Origin of the sequence: Streptomyces sp. NPDC012825 (assembly GCF_042900925.1) — a bacterium.
GTDB lineage: Bacteria > Actinomycetota > Actinomycetes > Streptomycetales > Streptomycetaceae > Streptomyces.
In genome coordinates, this window is sequence record NZ_JBIBBZ010000001.1 from 800687 (window position 1) to 825446 (window position 24760).

Consider the following 24760-nt stretch of genomic DNA (forward strand, 5'->3'; position numbering starts at 1 on the left):
AGAAACGGCCGGTCGGCACGAAGGGGCCGCGCGATGAGGGTCCTCCTGCTCGGAGCCAACGGCTTCATCGGCCGCTTCGTCGCCGACCGGCTGCTCGCCGACCCGGCCGTCCACCTCACCGCCCTGGGCCGGGGCGACGACGCCGACGTGCGGTTCGACCTCGCGTCCGGCAGCCCCGGCGCGCTCACCCGCTTCCTCGACGCCGTCCACCCCGGAGTCGTCGTCAACTGCGCCGGCGCCACCCGCGGCGGCGCCCGCGACCTGACCCGGCACAACACCGTCGCCGTCGCCACCGTCTGCGAGGCCCTGCGCCGCAGCGGCTGCGGCGCCCGGCTCGTCCAGGTCGGCTGCGCCTCGGAGTACGGGCCGAGCCAGCCCGGCTCCTCCACCGCCGAGGACGCCGTGCCCCGCCCCGGCGGCCCGTACGGCGTGTCCAAGCTGGCCGCGACCGAACTCGTCCTCGGCTCGGGCCTCGACGCCGTCGTCCTGCGGGTCTTCTCGCCCGTGGGCCCCGGCACCCCCGCCGGCTCCCCGCTCGGCCGCCTCGCCGAGGCGATGCGCCGGGCCATGCAGGCGGGGGACGGCGAGCTCAAGCTCAGCGGCCTCGGCGTGCAGCGGGACTTCGTCGACGTGCGGGACGTGGCCCGGGCCGTCCACGCGGCCTCGCTCTCCGCCGCCCAGGGCGTCGTCAACATCGGCACCGGCCGCGCGGTCCGGCTCCGCGACGCCGCCGCCGTCCTGGCCCGGGTCGCCGGCTACTCCGGCAACCTCAACGAGCTGGACGCCCCGCACGGCATCCCGCAGCGTCCGATGATCGGCGCCCCCCGCACCGAGGGGACCATCGCCGACCAGCTCGCCTCCGCCCCCTACCCGTACCCCGACGGCTGCGGGCCCTGGCAGCAGGCCGACGTGCGCACCGCCCGCGACCGGCTCGGCTGGCGGCCCCGGATCAACCTGGAGGAGTCGCTCGCCGACATCTGGATGGAGGCGGCGTGTCGCATCTGACGGGCGCCACGGCCACCGGAGCGGTCCAGGCCCTGGGGGTGGGCGTCCCCGGCTACGCCCACCCGCTGCTCGCCCCCGTCGAGTGGGCCGAGCTGACCCGCCCCGGCACCCCCCTGCACTGGGCCGTGCTCAACGTCGCGGACGGGCCGGGCAGCCGCCCCGACCCGCACTGCCTGGAGGCGGCCGGGAAGCTCCGCAACGCCGGGGTCAGGGTCCTCGGGCACCTGGACGCCGCCCGCGGCTCCCGGCCCTTCGGGGAACTCGTCACGGACGCCCACCGCTTCCTCGACTGGTACCGGGTGGACGGCTACTACCTGGACCGCTGCCCCGCCGACCGGGCCGACCTGGCCGGGGTGCGGCGGGTCTGCGCGACCCTGGAGGCCGTCCTCGGCGGCGAGGCCCACCTCGTCCTCGGCCACGGCACCCACCCCCACCCCGGGTACGCCGAGGCCGCCGACCAGTTGGTGACCTTCTCCGGGGCCTGGACGGACTACCGCTGGTCGCAGGTGGCCGAGTGGACCGCCGCGTACACGGAGGCGAAGTTCGTCCACCTCGTGCACGGCGTCCCGCGGACCCACCTCGACGAGGCCCTGCGGATCGCCCGCTGGCAGGGCGCCGGGACGATCTTCTTCACCGACCGTCCCGGCCGCTCGGAACAAAACGACCCATTCCACTCGCTGCCCGGCTACTGGGACGAAATCGTCTCGCGGATCGGACCGGGTGTCTCGGAATGAGAAGGGGCGTGGCAGTGTTACGGGGAGAACAACCGTACTGACATACCGACCACCGGAGTCCCCGTGTCGCTGCCACCCCTGGTCGAGCCGGCCGCCGAGCTCACCGTAGACGAGGTCCGCAGGTACTCCCGCCACCTGATCATCCCGGACGTCGGGATGGACGGGCAGAAGCGGCTGAAGAACGCCAAGGTGCTGTGCGTCGGCGCCGGCGGCCTCGGCTCGCCGGCGCTGATGTACCTGGCCGCCGCCGGCGTGGGCACGCTCGGCATCGTGGAGTTCGACGAGGTCGACGAGTCGAACCTCCAGCGCCAGATCATCCACAGCCAGGCCGACATCGGCCGCTCCAAGGCCGCCTCGGCGCGGGACAGCGTGCTCGGCATCAACCCGTACGTGAACGTGGTCCTGCACGAGGAGCGGCTGGAAGCCGAGAACGTGCTGGAGATCTTCGGCCAGTACGACCTGATCGTCGACGGCACGGACAACTTCGCGACCCGCTACCTGGTGAACGACGCCTGCGTGCTGCTGAACAAGCCGTACGTGTGGGGCTCGATCTACCGCTTCGACGGCCAGGCCTCGGTCTTCTGGTCCGAGTACGGCCCCTGCTACCGCTGCCTCTACCCGGAGCCCCCGCCGCCGGGCATGGTCCCGTCCTGCGCCGAGGGCGGCGTCCTGGGCGTGCTCTGCGCGTCCATCGGCTCCATCCAGGTCACCGAGGCCATCAAGGTCCTCGCCGGCGTGGGCGACCCGCTGGTCGGCCGCCTGATGATCTACGACGCCCTGGAGATGCAGTACCGCCAGGTCAAGGTCCGCAAGGACCCGAACTGCGCGGTCTGCGGCGAGAACCCGACCGTCACCGAGCTCATCGACTACGAGGCCTTCTGCGGCGTCGTGTCCGAGGAGGCCCAGGAGGCGGCGGCCGGCGCGACGATCACTCCCAAGCAGCTCAAGGAGTGGATCGACGACGGCGAGAACATCGACATCATCGACGTCCGCGAGCCGAACGAGTACGAGATCGTCTCGATCCCCGGCGCCCGCCTGGTCCCCAAGAACGAGTTCCTGATGGGCACCGCCCTCCAGGACCTCCCGCAGGACCGGCGGATCGTCCTGCACTGCAAGACGGGCGTCCGCAGTGCGGAGGTCCTCGCCGTGCTCAAGTCCGCGGGCTTCGCGGACGCGGTGCACGTCGGCGGCGGCGTGATCGGCTGGGTCCACCAGATCGAGCCCGAGAAGCCGGTCTACTAGGCGGATCCGCGCGGCCGGACACGGCAGCGGCCGGGGGCCGTCGACCAGGAGGATCCTCCTGGTCGACGGCCCCTTCGGCATTTCCGGACGGGGCGGCGCGAGAATTCCCGGGTTTGAGCCGGAGGATCCGAGAGAGACGGAGTGCAGGGCCGGTCGGACAGCCGGACCCGATGACCCCGGAAATCGCATTCGTTTCAGGAGGATTCTCGTGACCACCCCCGAAAACAACGTGTGGAACTACGGATCCGCCTCCGGCTACGACGCGGGAACGGACCTGACGGACTACCGCGTCGAGGCGACCGACGGCCACATCGGGAAGGTCGACAAGCACTCCAACGACGTCGACTCGCAGTACCTCGTGGTCGACACCGGTGTCTGGATCTTCGGCAAGGAGGTCCTGCTGCCGGCGGGCACGGTGAAGCACATCGACACGGCCAACAAGACCGTGTACGTCGCCCGCACGAAGGACGAGATCAAGAGCGCCCCCGAGTTCGACAAGGAAAAGCACCTCGGCAACCCGGGCTACCACGACGAGGTGGGCGGCTACTACCACGGCCACGGTCCGCGGATCTGACCCCCGGGCCCGAGGCCCGCATTTCCCCGGAATGCCTGCCGGCCGGAAACCGTGACGGTTTCCGGCCGGTGGGCATCGTGCTTTTCGAGATCTTTTTCGGCGGGCGCTTCGCGGTCCCCTATTTGCAGACGGTCCCGGACTTCGGCACCGTCCCGTCGAGCAGGTACGCGTCCACCGCCTTCTTCACGCACGCGCTGCCGCCGTTGTAGGCGCCGTGCCCCTCGCCCTCGTACGTCAGCTCCACGCCGACGCCCTTGCCGAGCGCGTTCACCATGGCCCGGGCGCCCTCGTACGGCGTGGCCGGGTCGCCGGTGTTGCCGACCACCAGGACCGGCGCCGAGCCGGGCGCGGAGACGTCCGGGTGCTCCCAGGCGCCCGGCACCGGCCACTGCGAGCAGCCCGCGAGCGACCAGCCCATGAAGTCGCCGAAGACGGGGGAGGCCTCACGGAACCCGCCGAGCCGCTCCTTCGCCTGGCCGAGGGTGTAGCGCTCCTTGAAGTCCACGCAGTTAATGGCGGCGTTGGCGGCCTGGATGTTGCTGTACGAGCCGTTCTGGCTCCGCCCGTTCATCGAGTCGGAGAGGGAGAGGAGCAGCGCCCCGTCGCCGCCGTCGGCCGCGTCGAGCCCCTGCTCCAGATAGGTCCAGAACTCCTTCGAGTACAGGGCCTGCGCGATGCCGTTGGTGGCCTGCGTCTGGGTCAGCTCGCGGTCCCCGATGCCGGGGATCGGCTTCTTGTCGAGGGACGCCAGGAGGTCGGTGACGAAGGTCTCGATCTCGGCGACGCTGGAGCCGGGCAGCGTGCACTCGTCGCCCCGGTCCACGCAGTCCTGGGCGAAGTTGTCCAGGGCCAGCTGGAAGCCCTTCGCCTGGCCGAGGGCGCCCTCCTCGACACCCGCCTCCGGGTCGACGACGGCGTCGAAGACGGCCCGGCCGACGTTCTTCGGGAAGAGGTGGGCGTAGACCCCGCCCAGCTCCGTGCCGTACGAGATGCCGAAGTAGTGCAGCTTCCCGTCGCCGAGGACCTGGCGCATCAGGTCCATGTCCCGGGCGGCGTTCTCGGTGCCGACGTGCGGCAGGGAGGGGCCCGAGTCCTTCTCGCAGCCGCCCGCGTACCTCTTCTGCGCGTCGGACAGCGTCCGCTCCTCGGCCGTGTCGTCGGGCGTGAAGTCGAGGGCGTAGTACGCGTCGAGCTCCTTGTCGCCGAGGCACTCGACGGGGTCGCTGCGGCCCACCCCGCGCGGGTCGAAGGAGACCAGGTCGTAGCGGCCGCGCAGGGTCTCGTAGTCCTCGGCGAAGCCGGGCAGACCGGTGACGCCGGAGCCGCCGGGGCCGCCGAAGTTGAAGACGAGCGAGCCGATCCGGCGCGAGGCGTCCCGGGCGCGGGCCCGGATGAGGGCCAGCTCGATGGTCTCGCCCCCCGGCTCCGCCCAGTCGAGCGGCGTCTGGAGGAAGGAGCACTCCCAGGCGCCGCCGCCGGGCAGCGCGGACGGCGCGGGCCCGCCGCCCTCGGCCGCGGACGGCGGTGGACAGGGCGCCCAGGAAAGCTTCTGCGCCGTCAGCGCGGGACGCCCGCTGGGCCCCGACTCCTTCGGCGGCTCCGTGGCGTCGCTCCCGCCGTCCGAGCACCCGGCGGCGAGCAGCACGGCGGAGACGGCGAGCAGAGCGGCGCGGTGGGCTGCGGAGGTCGGCATGGATCCATGGTGGGCCGTCGGCCGCGCGTTCGCGCGGGAGGGGAGCCAAGCGGGTGGTCCGGGCGTGTCGGACCGTCCGCCGCGGCCCCTACAGCTCCTCGCGCTTCGTCAGCCAGTTGAAGCAGAGCCAGCCCGGCAGGACCGGCAGCCACAGGGTGAGCAGGCGGTAGAGGAGCACCGCCGGGGTCGCCACCTCGATCGGGAGGTGCCCCACCGTCACCAGACCGCCGATCAGCGCGCCCTCGACCGCGCCGACACCGCCCGGCGTCGGCGCCGCCGAGCCGAGCGCGTTGCCCGCGAGGAAGACGACGGCCACGCTCGCGTAGCTGATCGACTGGCTGTCGTGGCCGAAGGCCCGGATCGAGGCGTCCAGGCAGAGCACGAACGCGCCCGTCAGCAGCAGCATCCCGCTGATGCCGGTCAGCAGCTTCACCGGCCGCTGGAGCACGTCCAGCATGCGCGGCACCACGCCCGCGAAGAGCGAGCGCAGCCGGGTCGACACGAACTTGCGCATGAACGGGATCGCCGTCACCACCAGGACGAGCACCGCGACCGTGAGCAGTCCGGCGATGACCGTCCTCGACGGGGTGAAGGACCGCGACTTCTCCGTCCCCGTCAGATAGCCGAAGGCCAGCAGGAGCAGGATGTGCGCCCCGAGCCCGAAGAGCTGCGAGGCGCCGACGCTGGCCACCGCGAGCCCCGGGCGGACTCCCGACCGCTGGAGGAAGCGGGTGTTCAGGGCGACGCCGCCGACCGCCGCCGGGGCGACGATCTTCACGAACGAGCCGGCGATCTGCGCGACCACCGTCCGCCAGAACCCGACCCGCTCGGGCACGAAGCCCAGCAGGCTCATCGCCGCCGCGACGTAGCTCAGCGCCGAGAACAGCACCGCCGCCGCCACCCACCGCCAGTCCGCCTGGCTGATCGTCGACAGCGGGGTGCTGGCGATCTGCGAGAGCAGGAAGTACGCGGCGACCGCGCCCGCGATCAGGCTGACCAGGGTCCGCGGCTTGATCCGCTCCAGGCGCACCGGCTCCACCGGGGCCTGCGGGCGGATCAGGAGCACCTGCTGCCGGATCTGGGCGAGCAGGTCCTCCTCGCGGGCCTCGTCCAGGGCCGTGTCCAGGGCCCGCTTCTCGGCCTTCTTGTCCGCCTTCTTCTCGGCCTTCTCGGCCTTGGCACCGGCCTTGGCCCCCGCTTTGGCTCCGGCCTTGGTCCCGGCCTTGGCACCTGCTCCGGCACCCGCCTTGCTCCCGGCCGCGGCCCCGGCCCCGGGCGCGGTCAGCACGGCCGTGTCGTCCACGACCGTGCCGTCCGCGAGGGCGGCGGCCTCGGCCTTGGCGAGCTCCCGCTCGCGCTTGGCCGCCGCGGAGGCCTCCAGGACGGCCTCCCGCTCCCGCGCCGACCGCTCCCGCGCCAGCCTCCGCAGCGTCGCGCGCGTGGAGCGGCTCAGCGCGATCGGCTGGAGCAGCGGCAGACAGTTCGCGACGGTGTCCGGGCCGAGCACCTCGACGGCCGCGGCGACCGCCCGCTCGGCCCCGACCCGCAGGCCGAGGGTGGTGAGCAGCTGCGCGACGTCCATCCGCAGGACCAGGTCGCCGGCCGCGATCTCGCCGCCCCGCAGATCGGTGAGGACCACCCTGCCGGAACGATCCACCAGAATGGCGTCCCCGGTGAGCCTGCGGTGCGCGATCCGGCGCGACTGGAGCGCCTTGACCTGCCACCAGGCGCTGCGGACCAGGTCGTCGGTGATCTCGTGGTCGTCCAGCGCGTCCAGGCTCCGGCCGCCGATGTGCTCGTACACGAGCATCACGGCGTCCGGGCCGAGCTCCGAGGTGGCGATCAGCTTCGGCGCGTTCGCCCCGGCGGCGATCGCCGCGTACGCGAGGAGCGCCTCCTGCTCCAGGGCCTGGCGCAGCGAGACGATGGAGCGGCGGGTGGTGATCGTCCGCAGGCTGATCCGCCGCCACGCGCGGTAGAAGAAGCCGTGCGCCTGCTGTTCCCGGTCGACGACGGTGACGTCGAGCGGCGGGCCGTCCTCCAGGGTCACGATGTACCGGCGGCCCCGGTCCCCGCTGTCGACGGCGTCGGGCACGCCCTCCGCGCGCAGCGCCGTCACCGGCCGGAAGCCGACCCGGCGCAGACCGGCGAGCAGGGTCTGCCCGGTGGGCCGCACGTTCGGGGAGCCGACCGCGTACAGCGTGCCGTACGCCACCGTCCAGCCGATGAGGACGGTCAGGACGATCGAGAGCGCCGTGGTGTACCCGGCCACCAGCATCGTGAACGCGTCGAGCAGCAGCACCGCCCAGAGCGACACCCGCCAGCGGGGCCTGCGGGCCATCCCGACCGCGGTCATGTACGCGATCACCGGGGCGAGGTAGTTGTGCACCGGGTCGGTCAGGCCGCCCCCGGACTGCGGCTGGGTCAGCGCGTCCCGGATCGCGCCGGGCGCGGCCTCGGCGACCCAGAGGTCGGTGGCGAGGGTGACGCCGTGCGCGAGGACGGCGGCGAGGACGCCGTCCGCGATCCGCAGCCCGTCGCGCTTGACCAGCCGCTCGATGGCGAAGGCGACCGGGACGAGGAGGACGGCGATGGAGGAGACGAGGCCGGCGATCTTGACGAAGAGGTCGGGGGCGCCGCCGGCGCCCGCGTTGATGTCCTTCTCCAGGCCGGAGGTGGTGAAGTGGGCGAACGCGGCGACGGCCAGCACGAGCCCGATCGCGAGCAGGCCGCCCAGCAGCCGCATCAGGTCGGAGGGCCGGTGGACCCGGGCCGCGAGCAGCGGCTCGTCGCCGGAGACCCGCTCGGGCACGTCGGCCCTGCCCTCCCCGGGAGACTGCCTGTCCTGCCCCATCACCCTGTCCGTCCCTGCCCGCGCGCCGTGTCGCTCTCGTTCTCGTTCCCGTACGCGTTCTTCCGCGTGTCGCTCTTGTCGCTCTTGTCGCTCTTGATCTCGTATCACCAGTCACCGCCCGCACGATGGTGGCACGAAGAGCCCCCGGACGGAGGCATCAGGGCCATGTCGGTGGAGTGAGGCAGGATGGGGTGGACGGGCCCGGAGGGGCCCGTGGGACGGGACGGACGAGGCGGGAGGGGCCCGTGGGGGAGGCCGGAGAGGTGCCGGAGGGGACGGCCGGGGAGCTGCCCGCGTACGCGGAGCGGGTGCTCGACGTCGCGGACGCGATCCCGCCGGGCCGCGTGATGAGCTACGGCGACATCGCCGAGTGGCTGGGCGAGGGCGGGCCGCGCCAGGTCGGCCGGGTGATGGCCCTGTACGGCGGGGCGGCGCCCTGGTGGCGCGTGGTCCGCGCGGACGGCACGCTGCTGCCCGGCGCCGAGCTCCGGGCCCTCGCCCACTACCGCGAGGAGGGCACACCGCTGCGGCAGGCGGGCCCGGCGTCCGAGGGGCACGTGCCCAGGGTCGACATGCGGCGGGCACGCTGGGACGGGGTGCCGGTCCCGGGTGCGGAGGCCGGGGCGGACGACGGGACGGACGCCGGTGCGGGTCCCGGCGGGGGTGCCGGAACTCACACGTGAGGCCATCGGCCCAGGAGGCGCGGGCCGGGCGGCGCGGACGGGCCATGCGGGGTGCGGGAAGCGGTGCGGAGTACGGCTCGCCGCCGCCCGGCTTCGCGTAACGTCGTCGTTCGCGTCTTCCGGGGCGGCCACGGCACACGGCCGCCTCACCCGCACCACCACACCCACCAGGACCGGCGATCCACGTGAGCTCCTCCTCCACCACCCGGCGTACGCCGCCGCACCAGGGACAGCCGCACCCGGGTCCGGGGCGGCAGCGGACCCCGGGCGCGTACCGACTGGTGCGCACCGCGCCGGCCCCGCTGGATCCCCCTCGACTGGACGCGACCCAGCGGGAAGTGGTTGAGCACGACGGCGGACCGCTCCTCGTCCTCGCCGGACCCGGCACCGGCAAGACGACCACCCTGGTCGAGGCGGTCGCGGCCCGCGTGGAGAAGGGCGCCGACCCCGAGCGCCTCCTCGTCCTCACCTTCAGCCGCAGGGCCGCCGTCGAACTCCGCGACCGGATGGCGGCCCGGCTCGGCGGCCGCCGCCCCCCGCAGGCGACGACCTTCCACTCGTACTGCTACGCCCTGATCCGCGCCCACCAGGACGCCGGGCTCTTCGCGGAACCGCTCCGGCTGCTCTCCGGACCCGAACAGGACCTCGCGGTGCGCGAGCTGCTCGCCGGTCAGATCGACCTGGAGAAGAGCGGCCTCGGCGGCATCCGCTGGCCCGACGAACTGCGCGCCTGCCTCACCACCCGGGGCTTCGCCGACGAGGTCCGGGCCGTCCTCGCGCGCTCGCGGGAGCTGGGCCTCGAACCGGACGCGCTCGCCCGCTTCGCCGACCGGGTCGGCCGCCCCGACTGGAAGGCGGCGGCCGGCTTCCTCGCCGAGTACCTCGACGTCCTCGACCTCCAGGGCGTCCTCGACTACACGGAGCTGGTCCACCGGGCCGTGCTGCTCGCCGGGAGCGTCACCCTGCCCCGGTACGACGCGGTGTACGTCGACGAGTACCAGGACACCGACCCGGCGCAGGTCCGGCTCCTCCACGTGCTCGCGGGCGGCGGCCGGAGCACGGTCGTCGCCTTCGGCGACCCGGACCAGTCCATCTACGCGTTCCGGGGCGCCGACGTGAACGGCATCCTCGACTTCCCCGACTCCTTCGGCGGCGCCGGGATCCGCGCCCTCGGCACCTCCCGGCGCTCCGGCGCGCGGCTCCTCGCCGCGACCCGGGAGCTCGCCCGGCGGATGCCCGTGCCCCGGCTCCCCGCCGACCGGGTCCGCGCCCACCGGGAGCTGACGGCGGTACGGGACGGGGGCCTGGCGGAGGCGTACACCTACCCGACGGCCTCGGCGGAGTCCGAGAACATCGCCGACCTGCTGCGCCGCGCGCACCTGGAGGACGGCGTCCCCTGGCAGGACATGGCCGTCCTCACCCGCGCCGGCGCCTCCCTGCCCGCCCTGCGCCGCGCCCTCACCTCGGCGGGCGTCCCGGTCGAGACGGACGCGGCGGACACCCCCCTCCGCCACGAACCGGCGGTGGCACCCCTGCTGCTCGCCCTCCGGGCGGTGTCGGGGGCGGGGGCGCCTGCCGGGGCGGGGACGCAAGGCCCGGGAGCCGACGCCACCGCGGAGTCCGTACAGGGCGATTCACCCGTAGACGCCTTGGATGTCCCCCTTGTGGGGGACTCCGGAGGTGACGCGGCTCCGGACGGGATCGGATCTGACGGGTCGTCAGGCAGGCGTGCGGGCGCAGGTGCAGACGCAGGTACAGGCGCAGACGCAGGTACGGGCGCAGGTGCAGGCGCTGACACCGGCGCCGCTCCCGGCCGCCACGGCGACGGCGGGTGGCTCGACACCGAGACCGCGCTCGCGCTGCTCGCCTCGCCGCTCGCAGGGGTCGACCCGGCCGACCTGCGCCGCCTCGGGCGGGCCCTGCGCGACGAGGAGCGGGCCGCCGGGAACAAGGTGCCGCCGCCCTCCGACGTGCTGCTCGCCCGCGCGCTCGCCGAGCCCGAGCGGCTCGTCGCGCACGACCCCGCGCACACCCACGGCGTGCAGCGGCTCGGCCGGCTCCTCCGGGACACCCGGACGCTGCTCGCCGCCGGCGGCACCGCCGAGGAGGCCCTCTGGGAACTCTGGAAGGGCACCCCCTGGTCCGGCCGCCTGGAGCGCGCGGCCCTGCGCGGCGGTCCCGCCGGGCGGAACGCCGACCGCGACCTCGACGCCGTCTGCGCCCTCTTCGAGACCGCCGCCCGCGCCGAGGAGCGCGTCGGCGGCCGGGGCGTCGTCAACTTCCTCGAGGAACTCGACGCCCAGGACATCGCCGCCGACACCCTCACCCGCCGCCACACCCGCCCGGACGCCGTCCGCCTCATGACCGCGCACCGCTCCAAGGGCCTGGAGTGGGGCCTCGTCGTCGTCGCCGGGGTCCAGGAGGGCCTCTGGCCCGACCTGCGCCGCCGCGGCTCCCTCCTCGAAGCCGACCGCATCGGCCGCGACGGCCTGGCCGAGCCCCTCACCCCCGGCGCTCTCCTCGCCGAGGAGCGCCGCCTCTTCTACGTCGCCGCCACGCGCGCGCGTGACCGGCTCGTCGTCACCGCCGTGAAGGCCGCCGCCGAGGACGGGGACCAGCCGTCCCGCTTCCTCACCGAGTTCGGCGCCGAACCGAAGGACGTGCCCGGCCGTCCCCGCCGCCCCCTCGTGGTCTCCGCCCTGGTCGCCGAGCTGCGCGCCACCACCGTCGACCCGGACGCCTCGCCCGCGCTCCGCGACGCCGCCGCCCACCGCCTCGCCCGGCTCGCCGCCCTCACCGACGACGAAGGCCAGCCGCTGGTCCCGGCCGCGCACCCGGACCGCTGGTGGGGCCTGTTCGAGCCGACCCGCGCCACGACCCCGCTCCGCGACCGCGACCGGCCCGTCGCGCTCTCGCCCAGCTCCCTCGACAACCTCGTCAGCACCTGCTCCCTCCAGTGGTTCCTGGGCCGCGAGGTCAAGGCCGACGCCCCCGCCACCGCCGCCCAGGGCTTCGGCAACGTCGTCCACGTCCTCGCCGACGAGGTCGCCTCCGGCCGCACCCCCGCCGACCTCGACGTCCTCATGGCCCGCCTGGACTCCGTCTGGGACGCCCTCGCCTTCGACGCCCCCTGGAAGTCGGCCCAGGAGAAGCAGAACGCGCGCGCGGCGCTCGAACGCTTCCTGAGCTGGCACGTCATGGACCGTGCCGGCCGCACCCCCGCCGCCTCCGAGCACGACTTCGACGTGACCCTGGAGGCGGGGGAGTACGAGGTCCGCATCAGGGGCTCCATGGACCGCGTCGAGACCGACGCGCAGGGCCGCGCCTACGTCGTCGACTTCAAGACCGGCAAGTCGGCCCCCACCCGGGACGAGGTCGCCCGCCACCCGCAGCTCGCCGTCTACCAGCTCGCCGTTCGCGAGGGCGCCCTCGACGAGGTCCTCGACGGACGCCGCCCGGAGCCGGGCGGCGCCGAACTCGTCCAACTGCGGCAGGCCGCACCGAAGAAGGAGGGCGGCGACGCCCTGCCGAAGGTCCAGGCCCAGGAGCCCCTGTCCGGGGAGTGGGTCGGGGAGCTGCTCGCCGGCGCCGCCGGCCGGGTCCTCGACGAGCGCTTCACCCCCACCACCGGCCAGCACTGCGCGACCTGCTCCTTCCGCGCCTCGTGCAGCGCCAGGCCGGAGGGCCGGCACGTCATCGAGTAGCGGGGCCCGGCCCGGCGAGCGGCCACGCGCGTGACGTCCCACCGCCACCGGCGACCTGCCACGCGCACGCGCGCGTGACGCCCCGTGGGAAAGAGAGTTCGGTCACGCGCGCGCGGGCCCCGTCCCCGGAACTCCCGGTGGAGAAGGGCCGGGACGCCCGGCCCGGGAGCCCGCACCCGGACCGCGCTGTCCGACCGCCCCGCTAGCCTCTTCCGGTGACCGCACGCATCGCCGACCCCGAGGAGCTCAAGGAGCTGCTCGGCATCCCGTTCACCCCGGAGCAGACGGCCTGCATCACCGCGCCGCTCGCCCCGCAGGTCGTCGTGGCCGGCGCCGGCTCCGGCAAGACGACGGTGATGGCCGCCCGCGTGGTCTGGCTCGTCGGCACGGGACAGGTCGCCCCCGAGCAGGTCCTCGGCCTCACCTTCACCAACAAGGCCGCCGGCGAACTCGCCGAGCGCGTCCGCACCGCCCTCGTCCGCGCCGGCGTCACCGACCCCGACGTCGTCGACCCCGACAATCCACCGGGCGAGCCCCGCATCTCCACCTACCACGCCTTCGCCGGGCAGCTCCTCACCGACCACGGCCTCCGCATCGGCCTGGAGCCCACCTCCCGGCTCCTCGCCGACGCCACCCGCTACCAGCTCGCCGCGCGCGTGCTCCGGGAGGCCCCCGGCCCGTACCCGGCGCTCACCCGCTCCTTCCCGACCCTCATCACCGACCTGCTCGCCCTCGACGCCGAGCTGGCCGAGCACCTCGTCCCGCCCGACCGGCTCCGCGCGTACGACTCCGACCTGCTCACGACCCTCGCCGGGGCCAGGCTCGGCAACGCCGAGCTGCGCAAGGTCCCCGAGGCCGCCGCCGCCCGCCGCGAACTCCTCGACCTCGTCGTCCGCTACCGCGCCGCCAAGCGCTCCCGCGACCTGCTCGACTTCGGCGACCAGATCGCCCGCTCCGCCGAACTCGCCACCACCCGGCCCGAGGTCGGCACGATCCTGCGCGACGAGTTCCGGGTCGTCCTCCTCGACGAGTACCAGGACACCTCCGTCGCCCAGCGGCTGCTGCTCTCCGGCCTCTTCGGTCAGGGCACCGGGCACGCCGTGACCGCCGTCGGCGACCCCTGCCAGGCCATCTACGGCTGGCGCGGCGCCTCCGTCGCCAACCTGGACGACTTCCCCGAGCACTTCCCCCACCGCGACGGCAGCCCCGCGAGCCGCTACGCGCTCTCCGAGAACCGGCGCAGCGGCGGCCGCCTCCTCGACCTCGCCAACGGCCTCGCCGCCCCCCTGCGCGCCATGCACGCGGGCGTGGAGGCGCTGCGGCCCGCGCCCGGCGCCGAGAACGACGGCACCGTGCGGATCGCCCTGCTGTCCACCCACGCCGAGGAGATCGACTGGCTCGCGGACTCCCTCGCCCACCTCGTCCGCACCGGCCGCGAGCCCGGCGAGATCGCCGTCCTGTGCCGCACCGCCACCGACTTCCCCGCGATCCACGCGGCGCTCGTCGCCCGGGACGTGCCCGTCGAGGTCGTCGGCCTCTCCGGCCTCCTCCACCTGCCCGAGATCGCCGACCTCGTCGCCGTCTGCGAGGTCCTCCAGGACCCGGGCGCCAACGCCTCCCTGGTACGGCTCCTCACCGGACCCCGCTGGCGGATCGGCCCCCGCGACCTCGCCCTCCTCGGCCGCCGCGCCCGCCTCCTGGTCCACCGGGGGAGCGAGGAGACCGACCCCGAGCAGCGGCTCGCCGCCGCCGTCGAGGGCGTCGACCCGGCCGAGGTGATCTCCCTCGCCGACGCGCTCGACACCTTCCTCGACTCCGGCGGCACCCCCGACGACGGCCTCGCGTTCTCCGCCGAGGCCAGGGTCCGCTTCGCCCGCCTCGCCGCCGAACTGCGCTCCCTGCGCACCTCGCTCGCCGACCCCCTCATGGACGTGCTGCACCGGGTCCTCACCACGACCGGCCTGGAGGTCGAGCTCTCCGCCTCCCCGCACGCCCTCGCCGCCCGCCGCCGCGAGACCCTCGGCCACTTCCTCGACGTCGCCGCCGGCTTCGCCTCCCTCGACGGCGAGGCCACCCTCCTCGCCTTCCTCGGCTTCCTGCGCACGGCCGTCCAGTTCGAGAAGGGCCTCGACAGCGCCCTGCCCGGCGGCGAGAACACCGTCAAGGTCCTCACCGCCCACAAGTCCAAGGGCCTGGAGTGGGACGTCGTCGCCGTCCCCGGCCTGGTCGCCGGCCAGTTCCCCAGCGCACGCGCGCGCGAGGCCTGGACCTCCCAGCCGCAGGTCCTCCCGCACGCCCTGCGCGGCGACGCCGCCACGCTCCCGGCGATCGACACCTGGGACGCCAAGTCCCTCGCCGCCTTCAAGACCGACATGCGCGAACACCAGCACACCGAGGAACTGCGCCTGGGATACGTCACCTTCACCCGCCCCCGCTCCCTCCTCCTCGGCTCCGGCCACTGGTGGGGCCCGAGCCAGAAGAAGCCCCGCGGCCCCTCGGACTTCCTCCTGGACCTGTACGAGCACTGCGCGGCCGGCCACGGCGAGATCGAGGCCTGGGCGGACGAGCCGGAGGAGGACGCGGAGAACCCGACCCTGGCGTCCGCCGACCGGGACGAGGCGTGGCCGCTGCCGCTGGACCGGGAGTCCTTCGAGCGCCGCCGGAAAGCCGCCGCGCTCGTCCGGGACCGGTTGTGGACGGTCGTTCCGCAGGGGGGAGCGGAGGAGCACCACCCCACGAGCGCGGCACCCGACCCCCGGGACCCGCACCCCGAGGACCTCTGGCCGGACGAGGAGGAGCCCGTCTGGGACGAGGACGAGGAGTCCCTCCCCGAGGACACCCACACGGACGCGGTCCCGGCGCCGCGGAACCCGGAGCCGGGGGAGCCCGGGGCGACCGGGGCCCCGGAGCCGGGGGAGCCGGAGGCACCCGGAGCACCCGAGGCACCCGGAGCACCCGAGGCACCCGAGGCACCCGAAGGATCAGGCGCCCCGGAAGACCCCGACGCCCCGGAGCGCCCCGGCACCCTCACCCCCGAGGACGCCAGGACCATCGCCTCCTGGGACCGCGACCTCACCTCCCTCACCACCGAGCTCCGCCGCGCCCGCGCCACCACCCGGGACGTCCTGCTGCCCGCGTACCTCTCCGCCTCCCAGGTGCTCCACCTCGCCGCCGACCCCGACGGCTTCGCGCGCGAGCTGGCCCGGCCCCTGCCCAAGCCGCCGCAGCCCGCCGCCCGCCGGGGCACCCGCTTCCACGCGTGGGTGGAGTCCCGCCACGAGGAGCTGCCGCTGCCGTTCCTCGGCCCGGAGGAGCTGCCGGGCGGCGAGGAGTTCGCGGGCGAGCCCGAGATCCTCGACGAACGGGACCTGGAGGAGCTGAAGGAGGCCTTCGCCCGCACCCCGTACGCCCGCCGCACCCCGTACCGCGTCGAGGTCCCCGTCCACCTCACCCTCGCGGGCCGGGTCGTCCGGGGCCGGATCGACGCCGTCTACCGGGACCCGGAGACCGGCGCGTACGAGATCGTCGACTGGAAGACCAGCCGGACCCGCAGCGCCGACCCGCTCCAGCTCGCGATCTACCGGCTCGCCTGGGCCGAGCAGCACGGCCTCGCGCCCGAGGAGGTGGCCGCCGCCTTCGTGTACGTCCGTACGGGCGAGGTCGCCCGGCCCGCCCGGCTGCCCGGCCGGACCGGCCTGGAGGCGATCCTGCTGGGCGGGGCACCCCCGGACGCCGGATAGGCTCGTATGCATGAGCGAGACCCCGGACAGCGCCGTCCACGCAGTGCGCGCGTACATCGAGCGGCACCGCGCCGCCTTCCTCGACGACCTCGCCGAGTGGCTGCGCGTCCCGTCCGTCTCGGCGCAGCCGGAGCGGGCCGACGACGTGCGGCGCAGCGCCGACTGGCTCGCCGCCAAGCTCACGGAGACCGGGTTCACGACGGTCGAGGTCTGGGAGACCGCCGGCGCCCCCGCCGTGTTCGCGGAGTGGCCCTCGGACGACCCGGACGCCCCGACCGTCCTCGTCTACGGCCACCACGACGTGCAGCCCGCCGCCCGCGAGGACGGATGGCACACGGACCCGTTCGAGCCGACCGTGGTCGACGGCCGGATGTACGCGCGCGGGGCGGCCGACGACAAGGGCCAGGTGTTCTTCCACACCCTCGGCGTCCGCGCCCACCTCGCCGCCACCGGCCGCACGGCCCCCGCCGTCCACCTCAAGCTCCTGATCGAGGGCGAGGAGGAGTCCGGCTCCCCGCACTTCCGCGAACTGGTCGAGGCCCGCGCCGGACGGCTCGCCGCCGACGCCGTGATCGTCTCCGACACCGGCATGTGGTCCGAGACCACCCCCACCGTCTGCACCGGCATGCGCGGGGTCGCGGACTGCGAGATCGAGCTGTACGGCCCCGACCAGGACATCCACTCCGGCTCCTTCGGCGGCGCCGTGCCGAACCCGGCCACCGTCGCCGGCCGGATCGTCGCCGCCCTCCACGACGCCGACGAGCGCGTGGCGGTCCCCGGCTTCTACGACGGGGTCACCGAGCTGACCGACACCGAGCGGGCCCTCGTCGCCGAGCTGCCCTTCGACGAGGCGGCCTGGCTGCGCACCGCCAAGTCGCACGGCACCCTGGGCGAGGCCGGCTTCTCCACCCTGGAGCGGGTCTGGGCCCGCCCCACCGCCGAGGTCAACGGCATCGGCGGCGGCTACCAGGGCCCCGGCGGCAAGACGATCGTCCCCGCCTCCGCCCACCTCAAGCTCTCCTTCCGGCTCGTCGCCGGCCAGGACCCGGCCAGGATCCAGCTCGCGGTACGGGACTGGCTCGCCGGACTCGTCCCGGCCGGGATCCGGTACGAGATCGTCTTCGGCGCCCCGACCCGCCCCTGCCTCACCCCCCTCGGCCACCCCGCCCTGAAGGCGGTGGCCGGGGCCATGAGCCGGGCCTTCGACGGCGCCGAGGTCCGCTACACCCGCGAGGGCGGCTCGGGTCCGGCCGCCGACCTCCAGGACGTCCTGGGGGCACCCGTCCTGTTCCTCGGCATCTCCGTCCCGTCCGACGGCTGGCACGCCCCGAACGAGAAGGTCGAGCTCGACCTCCTCATGAAGGGCGTCGAGACGACCGCTCATCTCTGGGGCGACCTGCCCGCCGCCCTCCGGGCCGCCGAGCGCTGAACCCACCACACCGAACCGGGGGAGTTGGAAGCAACCTGTGAGCACCTTGAAGAACGCGCCGGCCCCGAACAACCCGCCGGCCCCGGAGAACACCCCGGCGCCCGGGTCCGAGCCCGCGACGGGGCCCACGCCCGGGTCCGAGCCCGTGACCGCGCCCGAGACCGGCTCCACGCCCACGCCCGGGTCCGAGCCCGCGACGGGGTCCACGCCCACGCCCGGGTTCGCCCCCGCGGACCGCCCGATCTCGCTCACCGCCCCGAGCGGCATCGACCGCGCCGCCCACCACCGCCTCGACGAGGCGTGGCTCGCGGCGGCCTGGAGCCACCCCACGACCCGGGTCTTCGTGGTCTCCGGCGGCCAGGTGCTGATCGACGACCGGCCCGACGGCACCACCGAACTCGTCATGACCCCGGCGTTCGAGGCCCCGGTCACCGAGACCCACCGCTACTTCCTCGGCACGGACGCCGACGGGGTGTCCTACTTCGCGCTCCAGAAGGACACCCTGCCCGGCCGCATGGACCAGTCCGCCCGCCCCGCGGGGCTGCGGGAGGCCGGGCTGCTGCTCTCCGACCGGGACACCGCCCTGATGGTGCACGCCGTGGCCCTGGAGAACTGGCAGCGCCTCCACCGCTTCTGCTCGCGCTGCGGCGAGCGCACGGTCATCGCCGCGGCCGGGCACATCCGCCGCTGCCAGGCCTGCGGCGCCGAGCACTACCCGCGCACCGACCCCGCGGTGATCATGCTCGTCACGGACGAGCACGACCGGGCCCTGCTCGGCCGCCAGGTCCACTGGCCGGAGGGCCGCTTCTCGACCCTCGCCGGCTTCGTCGAGCCGGGCGAGTCCATCGAGCAGTCCGTGGTCCGCGAGGTCTTCGAGGAGGCGGGCGTCACGGTCGGCGAGGTCGAGTACGTCGCCAGCCAGCCGTGGCCCTTCCCGTCCAGCCTGATGCTGGGCTTCTTCGCCCGCGCCACCTCCTCGGAGATCACCGTGGACGGCGAGGAGATCCACGAGGCCCGCTGGTTCTCCCGCGAGGAACTGGCCGCGGCCTTCGAGACCGGCGAGGTCCTCCCCCCGTACGGCATCTCGATCGCCTCCCGCCTGATCGAGCGCTGGTACGGCAGGCCGCTCCCGAAGCCGGGCGACGTGATCTGACCGGCAGGAGCCGGCCCGATCCCCGGGGCGCCCTTCCTCTCCGCCCCCTCGGAACGCGAGAACGCCCCCTCCGGTCGGACATGACCGAAGGGGGCGCGGCGACCACGGCGGTCTCAGCGACCGCGGCGACCACGGCGGTCTCAGCGACCGCGGCGACCACGGCGGTCTCAGCGACCGCGGTGACCGAAAATCGCTCAGACGCCGATCTTCTGCTTGACCTGCGCGAGGCTGGGGTTCGTCAGGGTGGAGCCGTCCGGGAAGAGCACGGTCGGCACCGTCTGGTTGCCGCCGTTGGCCTTCTCGACGAACGCCGCCGAGTCCGGGTCCTGCTCGATGTTGATCTCCGTGTACGCGATGCCCTCGCGTTCCATCTGGCTCTTCAGCCGACGGCAGTAGCCGCACCACGTGGTGCTGTACATCGTCACAGTGCCCTGCATGGCCAGGCGCTCCTCTGCTTCTTCGCTCGCGTTCGCGGACGGGTCCGAGAAGGAGAACGTACGCCCTGCCCGTCCCATTCCCGGAACCGGTTCCGGACGCGGTTCGCCGCCCCGGAATTCGTATGACCGGCGTCTCCCGCCTGTGGACAACCCGCCGCACCCACCCCACGGGACCTGGCAGCATGGCGGGGTGACAGCAGCAACGCACTCCACTCTCTTCCCCCAGGTGCCGGAGACGGCCGACGCGGTGCTCGACGGGCTCGACCCCGAGCAGCGCGAGGTCGCGCTCGCCCTGAGCGGCCCGGTGTGCGTCCTTGCGGGAGCCGGCACGGGCAAGACGCGGGCCATCACGCACAGGATCGCGTACGGGGTCCGGGCGGGCGTGCTCCAGCCCGCCGGCGTCCTCGCCGTCACCTTCACCAACCGCGCCGCGGGCGAGATGCGCGGCCGGCTCCGGCAGCTCGGCGCGGGCGGCGTCCAGGCCCGCACCTTCCACTCCGCGGCCCTCCGCCAGCTCCAGTTCTTCTGGCCGAAAGCGGTCGGTGGCGAGCTGCCCCGGCTCCTGGAGCGCAAGGTCCAGCTGGTCGCCGAGGCCGCGGCCCGCTGCCGGATCCGGCTCGACCGGAACGAGCTGCGGGACGTCACCGGCGAGATCGAGTGGGCCAAGGTCACCCAGACCGTCCCCGCCGACTATCCGGCGGTCGTCGCCAAGGCCCTGAGGGACGCCCCCCGCGACCCGGCGGAGATCGGCCAGATCTACGCCACGTACGAGCAGCTGAAGCGCGACCGCTCGGTGATCGACTTCGAGGACGTGCTGCTCCTCACCGTCGGCATCCTCCAGGACCGGCACGACATCGCCGACCAGGTCCGCCGCCAGTACCAGCACTTCGTGGTCGACGAGTACCAGGACGTCTCCCCGCTCCAGCAGCGGCTGCTCGACCTGTGGGTCGGCGACCGGGACAACCTCTGCGTGGTCGGCGACGCCGGCCAGACGATCTACTCCTTCACCGGCGCCACCCCCGACCACCTGCTGAACTTCCGCGCCCGGCACCCCGGCGCCACCGTGGTCAAACTGGTCCGTGACTACCGTTCCACCCCCCAGGTCGTCCACCTGGCCAACGGACTGCTCTCCCAGGCCCGCGGCCGGGCCGTCGAGCACCGCCTGGAGCTGGTCTCCCAGCGCGACCCCGGCCCCGAGCCGGTCTACGCGGAGTACGCCGACGAGCCCGCCGAGGCCGAGGGCACCGCCCGCCGCGTCCGCGACCTGATCGCCGCCGGCGTCCCGGCCGGCGAGATCGCCGTCCTCTACCGGATCAACGCCCAGTCCGAGGTCTACGAGCAGGCCCTCGCCGACGTCGGGGTGCCCTACCAGCTCCGCGGCGCCGAGCGCTTCTTCGAGCGCCAGGAGGTGCGGGAGGCGGGCATCGCCCTGCGCGGCGCGGCCCGCGCCGGGGGCAACGACTCCCTCCTCGACGACGCCGAGGGCCTGCCCGCGCAGGTCAGGGCGGTCCTCTCCACCAAGGGCTGGACCACCGAGCCGCCCGCCGGCTCCGGCGCCGTCCGCGACCGCTGGGAGTCCCTCGCCGCCCTCGTCCGGCTCGCCGAGGACTTCGTCCGCGCCAGGCCCGGCGCCACCCTCTCCGACCTGGTCGCCGAACTCGACGAGCGGGCCGCCGCCCAGCACGCCCCGACCGTCCAGGGCGTCACCCTCGCCTCGCTGCACGCGGCCAAGGGCCTCGAATGGGACGCCGTCTTCCTCGTCGGCCTCACCGAGGGCATGATGCCGATCACCTACGCCAAGACCGACGAGCAGGTCGAGGAGGAGCGGCGCCTGCTGTACGTGGGCGTCACCCGCGCCCGGGTCCACCTCACGCTCTCCTGGGCCCTCTCCCGCTCCCCGGGCGGCCGGCCCTCCCGGCGCCCCACCCGCTTCCTCAAGGGCCTGCGCCCCGGTTCCGGCTCCCTCGGCGCCGCCGGCCACGGCGGAGGTCCGGGCTCCGTCGAGCGGAGGAGCGCCACCGCCCGGCGCGGGCCGCGCGGCCCCGTCCGCTGCCGGGTCTGCGGCACGACCCTGACCGAGGCGGGCGCGATGAAGCTGATGCGCTGCGAGGACTGCCCCTCGGACATGGACGAGGGACTGTACGAGCGGCTCCGCGACTGGCGCGCCGAGCGGGCGCGGGAGCTCGGTCAGCCCGCCTATTGCGTCTTCACCGACAAGACGCTCATGGCGATCGCCGAGCGGGTCCCCGGCACCGGCGGAGAGCTCGCCTCGATCGCCGGCGTCGGCACCCGCAAGCTGAACCGCTTCGGAGCCGACGTCCTGGCCATCTGCGCAGGTGAGGAGGGAGGGACGGAGGCCGACGGGGTCTGAGGAAAACTCGTCGGAAAAATAGTTTGCGCCCGCCCCGTCAAGCCCCATAAGTTCTTAACCACGGAAACGGCGGCTTCTTTGAAGCCCCGGCTTCGTGCTGTACTTGTCCAAATAAACATGAGGGTCCGGCTCGCACCCGAGCCCTCCGAGACGCCGAGAGGAGGCGATTCCAGTGATCAGCTACACCATTCAGACCAGCACCGCCAGCTTCGTCAGCACCGCCAAAATGACCGATCGCTCGGTCGTCTCCGCCTGCTCGCTCGGCCTCTCCGCCTCGGCGTTCATCGGCACCGGTCTGCCTACCACCGGTCTCTCCGGCCTCGGCATGCCCGCCGCCGTAGAGCTTCGGGCCTCCGTGGCCCCGCGCAATGAGCGACCGACCGAGGCACTGGAAGCAGGAGCAGCAGGCAAGGCCAAGGCCTATGCCTTTGCGGCGACCAGTGCCGGCACCCAGCAGCAGACGACGCACCACACGATGTGGGCCTTCCGTGGGCTCGAACCCTGGAGTGATCCAGCCTGATCCAGGATCAGGCAGGCGCCTTCAGGGCCGCGGAACCCCACCCGGGATCCGCGGCCCTTCTGTTTGTCCCCGAACAGGGACGACAGGGAGAAGGGGCCTCGGGACAGAAACACCCGGTACCAGCCGAAATCCCGGCCAACAGGCCGGAACGACCAGACGAGGAAAGAACACCGTGCAACTCGAAGCGCACGCCCCGTCCGTACCGCCTTCCGACTCGATCCCCCAGCCCGGCCTCACGGAGGACCCCGCTTTGACCCCCCTCGCCCCCCTCACCGCGCTCACCGCGCTCACCGCGCTCGACGACGCCATCGAGAACCTCGGCGTTCCCGTCCCCTGCCGCTCCTACGACCCCGAGGTCTTCTTCGCGGAGTCCCCGGCCGACGTGGAGTACGCGAAGTCCCTCTGCCGGACCTGTCCGCTCATGGCCGCCTGCCTCGCCGGCGCCAAGGAGCGGCGCGAGCCGTGGGGTGTCTGGGGCGGTGAGCTCTTCGTCCAGGGCGTGGTCGTCGCCCGCAAGCGGCCGCGTGGCCGTCCGCGCAAGAACCCGGTCGCGGCATGAACGCCACCGGAACCATCGACCGCCCCCACACGCACGATCCCCAGAAGCAGGCCCCGATGACCTCTTCCACCAGCGAGCCCGCGGGCTCCGCGACCTCAGTCTTCTCCCCCGCCGCCGCGCCCGTGGCGCGTCAGAACAGGACCCGTGAAATGCAACTCATCCCAGAAGCCCTGGCTCGTGCCCATATGCACGACCGACAGCGTGAGGCCGAAGCGGAACGCCAGGCCGTGCGCCTGGTCGCCGCCCGGCGCATGCAGCGCCGCGCCGAGCGCGTCTCGCTGCGCGCCCGCCGCGCGCTCGCCATGGCCGTCATGCACTGAGAACCCGCGCCCTCCGGGGCGCCGTCGCGGGGGCCGGTCCGTCGGGACCGGCCCCCGCGGTGCGTTGCGCGGGACCGCGGACGCCCCGCCGGGCTATCGTCGCGAGGGTGAACGACGCCGGTGCCCCCGAGGAGCCCCTCACCTGCGCGCGCTGCGGCAGGACCGCCGACACCCTGCCACTGACCTGGACCTGCTCCGTGGAGGACGGGCGACGGGTGTACTTCTGCGAGGACTGCTCCCGGGACAACCTCCGCGCCATCGAGGGCAGGCTCGACTCCTCCTGGTGGTGACGGTTCCTAGTCCGCCTCCGGCTCCGGCTTCGCATCCGGTTCCTAGTCCGCCTCCGGCTCCGGCTCCGGCTCCGGCTTCGCATCCGGTTCCGTCTCCGTCTCCGGCTGTGCGAAGCCCGGGAGCCACTCGCTCAGTTCGTCGCGCAGGCGGACCGCCGCGTTCAGCTGGCACAGCACCCCGATGGTGCTCAGCGTCACCCGGTGTATCAGCAGGTACGAGGGCGGCAGGTTCAGCTGCTTGCCCAACTGGTGCGCGGGGGAGCGGGGATCGGCGATGCGCGCCGCCTGGGCGCGCATCCAGGAGCGGGTGAAGACGAAGGTCTCCGCCTCGGCCGGCTCGATGATCGGCACCAGGTACTCCAGGACCGCGTCCGGGTCGAGCGAGACGGTCTCCTTGACGAAACCCTCCGCGCGCAGCAGGTCGTAGACCGCCTCGGCCTCACCGGCGAGCGTCATCCGCAGACAGGTGCCGATCACCTCGGGCAGCCCGCCCGGCAGCCGGTCCACGGTGCCGAAGTCGAGGACGCCGAGCCGCCAGCCCTCCGGCCCCTCGTCCTCCCCGGCCCCGGGCAGCAGCCGGAAGTTCCCCGGGTGCGGATCGGCGTGCAGCAGACCGGTGCGCGCCGGGCCGGAGAAGAGGAAGCGGGCGAGGAGCTGGCCCGCCCGGTCCCGCTGCTCACGGGTGCCGTCCGCGATCACCTCCGCGAGCGGAAGGCCCTCCATCCACTCGGTCACCAGGATCTGTTCCGACTGGTGCACCACCGCCGGGACCACCACGTCCGGGTCGTCCGCGAACTCCTCCGCGTGCTTCCGCTGGGCCGCCGCCTCCAAGCCGTAGTCCAGCTCCTCGGAGACCCGGTCCCGCATCTCGGTGATCAGCGGCTTGATGTCCATGCCCGGGATCAGGGGACCGAGCAGCCGGGCGAAACGGCTCAGCTGCGTCAGGTCCGAGAGCAGCGCCTCCCCGGCGCCCGGGTACTGCACCTTGACCGCGACCTCGCGCCCGTCGTGCCACACGGCCCGGTGCACCTGCCCGATCGAGGCCGCGGCCGCCGGTTTGTCCTCGAACTCCAGGAACAGCCCGCGCCAGTCGGCGCCCAGACGCTCCTCCAGGACCGCGTGCACCGTCCGCGTCGGCATCGGCGGCGCCGCGTCCTGCAGCTTCGTCAGGGCCGCCCGGTACGGTCCGGCGACCTCCTCCGGCAGGGCCGACTCGAAGACGGAGAGGGCCTGCCCGAACTTCATGGCCCCTCCCTTCAACTCGCCGAGCACCTTGAAGAGTTGATCGGCCGTGCGCTGCTGGAGCTCGCGGGCGACGATCTCCGCGGACCTGCCGCCGATCCGCTTGCCCAGGCCCCAGGTGGCCCGGCCCGCGAAGCCCAGGGGCAACGCGGCCAACTTGGCGGTCCGGGTGACCGCCTTCCGGGGAAGATCAGACATGCGCCCCTCCAA

General features: G+C 74.0%; 18 protein-coding genes. 14 read left to right on the top strand and 4 right to left on the bottom strand.

Going from position 1 to position 24760, the window contains the following annotated elements; all coding sequences use genetic code 11:
• Positions 1 to 33 precede the first annotated feature (33 nt).
• The 4 genes from ACFY7E_RS03930 to ACFY7E_RS03945 all read left to right on the top strand — a co-directional run bounded on the left by ACFY7E_RS03930 (position 34) and on the right by ACFY7E_RS03945 (position 3555).
• Positions 34 to 1005, top strand: coding sequence for an NAD(P)-dependent oxidoreductase (locus ACFY7E_RS03930; RefSeq protein WP_125665393.1), 972 nt, complete (start codon positions 34 to 36; stop codon positions 1003 to 1005).
• On the top strand, positions 993 to 1739 hold the full coding sequence (locus tag ACFY7E_RS03935) for a spherulation-specific family 4 protein (RefSeq protein ID WP_389480434.1): 747 nt from the start codon (positions 993 to 995) through the stop codon (positions 1737 to 1739). The genes ACFY7E_RS03930 and ACFY7E_RS03935 overlap by 13 nt, the downstream gene beginning before the upstream one ends.
• 63 nt (positions 1740 to 1802) lie before the next feature.
• Positions 1803 to 2981, top strand: coding sequence for an adenylyltransferase/sulfurtransferase MoeZ (moeZ, locus tag ACFY7E_RS03940; protein ID WP_389480437.1), 1179 nt, complete (start codon positions 1803 to 1805; stop codon positions 2979 to 2981).
• A 208-nt stretch (positions 2982 to 3189) separates the two neighbouring features.
• On the top strand, positions 3190 to 3555 hold the full coding sequence (locus tag ACFY7E_RS03945; protein ID WP_389480440.1) for a PRC-barrel domain-containing protein: 366 nt from the start codon (positions 3190 to 3192) through the stop codon (positions 3553 to 3555).
• Between the two features lie 118 nt (positions 3556 to 3673).
• Here the strand turns inward: ACFY7E_RS03945 and ACFY7E_RS03950 are convergent, their stop codons facing one another.
• The gene (locus ACFY7E_RS03950) at positions 3674 to 5248 is read right to left on the bottom strand and encodes an alpha/beta hydrolase (protein ID WP_389480442.1); all 1575 of its coding nucleotides are present in this window, start codon (positions 5246 to 5248) and stop codon (positions 3674 to 3676) included.
• 88 nt (positions 5249 to 5336) lie between these two features.
• Positions 5337 to 8102, bottom strand: a complete 2766-nt coding sequence (locus tag ACFY7E_RS03955; protein WP_389480444.1) for a lysylphosphatidylglycerol synthase domain-containing protein — start codon at positions 8100 to 8102, stop codon at positions 5337 to 5339.
• Positions 8103 to 8347: 245 nt separating this feature from the next.
• Between ACFY7E_RS03955 and ACFY7E_RS03960 the strand changes: the two genes are divergently transcribed.
• The 5 genes from ACFY7E_RS03960 to nudC all read left to right on the top strand — a co-directional run bounded on the left by ACFY7E_RS03960 (position 8348) and on the right by nudC (position 18811).
• The gene (locus tag ACFY7E_RS03960) at positions 8348 to 8785 is read left to right on the top strand and encodes an MGMT family protein (protein ID WP_389480446.1); all 438 of its coding nucleotides are present in this window, start codon (positions 8348 to 8350) and stop codon (positions 8783 to 8785) included.
• A 185-nt stretch (positions 8786 to 8970) separates the two neighbouring features.
• On the top strand, positions 8971 to 12489 hold the full coding sequence (locus tag ACFY7E_RS03965; RefSeq protein WP_389480449.1) for an ATP-dependent helicase: 3519 nt from the start codon (positions 8971 to 8973) through the stop codon (positions 12487 to 12489).
• Positions 12490 to 12704: 215 nt separating this feature from the next.
• Entirely contained in the window at positions 12705 to 16229 is a 3525-nt protein-coding gene (locus ACFY7E_RS03970) for a UvrD-helicase domain-containing protein (protein ID WP_389480451.1), read from the top strand.
• A 10-nt stretch (positions 16230 to 16239) separates the two neighbouring features.
• On the top strand, positions 16240 to 17658 hold the full coding sequence (locus ACFY7E_RS03975) for a dipeptidase (RefSeq protein WP_389480453.1): 1419 nt from the start codon (positions 16240 to 16242) through the stop codon (positions 17656 to 17658).
• A 241-nt stretch (positions 17659 to 17899) separates the two neighbouring features.
• Complete coding sequence (gene nudC / locus ACFY7E_RS03980; RefSeq protein ID WP_389481035.1) at positions 17900 to 18811, top strand: NAD(+) diphosphatase; 912 nt, start codon at positions 17900 to 17902, stop codon at positions 18809 to 18811.
• 194 nt (positions 18812 to 19005) lie between these two features.
• Here the strand turns inward: nudC and ACFY7E_RS03985 are convergent, their stop codons facing one another.
• Positions 19006 to 19248: a mycoredoxin gene (locus ACFY7E_RS03985; RefSeq protein ID WP_382872906.1), complete on the bottom strand. Its 243-nt coding sequence runs from the start codon at positions 19246 to 19248 to the stop codon at positions 19006 to 19008.
• A gap of 190 nt (positions 19249 to 19438) precedes the next feature.
• On the opposite strand from ACFY7E_RS03985, the gene ACFY7E_RS03990 reads away from it, so the two are divergent.
• The 5 genes from ACFY7E_RS03990 to ACFY7E_RS04010 all read left to right on the top strand — a co-directional run bounded on the left by ACFY7E_RS03990 (position 19439) and on the right by ACFY7E_RS04010 (position 23308).
• Positions 19439 to 21619 (top strand): ATP-dependent DNA helicase UvrD2, encoded by a 2181-nt coding sequence (locus ACFY7E_RS03990; RefSeq protein WP_389480455.1) that lies wholly within the window; start codon positions 19439 to 19441, stop codon positions 21617 to 21619.
• 172 nt (positions 21620 to 21791) lie between these two features.
• Positions 21792 to 22139, top strand: a complete 348-nt coding sequence (locus ACFY7E_RS03995; RefSeq protein ID WP_383440867.1) for a hypothetical protein — start codon at positions 21792 to 21794, stop codon at positions 22137 to 22139.
• 172 nt (positions 22140 to 22311) lie between these two features.
• The gene (locus ACFY7E_RS04000) at positions 22312 to 22698 is read left to right on the top strand and encodes a WhiB family transcriptional regulator (protein ID WP_389480458.1); all 387 of its coding nucleotides are present in this window, start codon (positions 22312 to 22314) and stop codon (positions 22696 to 22698) included.
• Entirely contained in the window at positions 22695 to 23018 is a 324-nt protein-coding gene (locus tag ACFY7E_RS04005; RefSeq protein WP_383440871.1) for a hypothetical protein, read from the top strand. Before ACFY7E_RS04000 ends, ACFY7E_RS04005 begins: the two co-directional genes overlap by 4 nt.
• A 107-nt stretch (positions 23019 to 23125) precedes the next feature.
• Positions 23126 to 23308, top strand: a complete 183-nt coding sequence (locus tag ACFY7E_RS04010) for a hypothetical protein (protein WP_383440873.1) — start codon at positions 23126 to 23128, stop codon at positions 23306 to 23308.
• Positions 23309 to 23350: 42 nt separating this feature from the next.
• Here ACFY7E_RS04010 and ACFY7E_RS04015 read toward each other — a convergent pair whose 3' ends face one another.
• Positions 23351 to 24748 carry an ABC1 kinase family protein gene (locus ACFY7E_RS04015; protein ID WP_389480462.1) on the bottom strand — a complete coding sequence of 466 codons (1398 nt, stop codon included), beginning with the start codon at positions 24746 to 24748 and terminating at the stop codon, positions 23351 to 23353.
• Positions 24749 to 24760 lie beyond the last annotated feature (12 nt).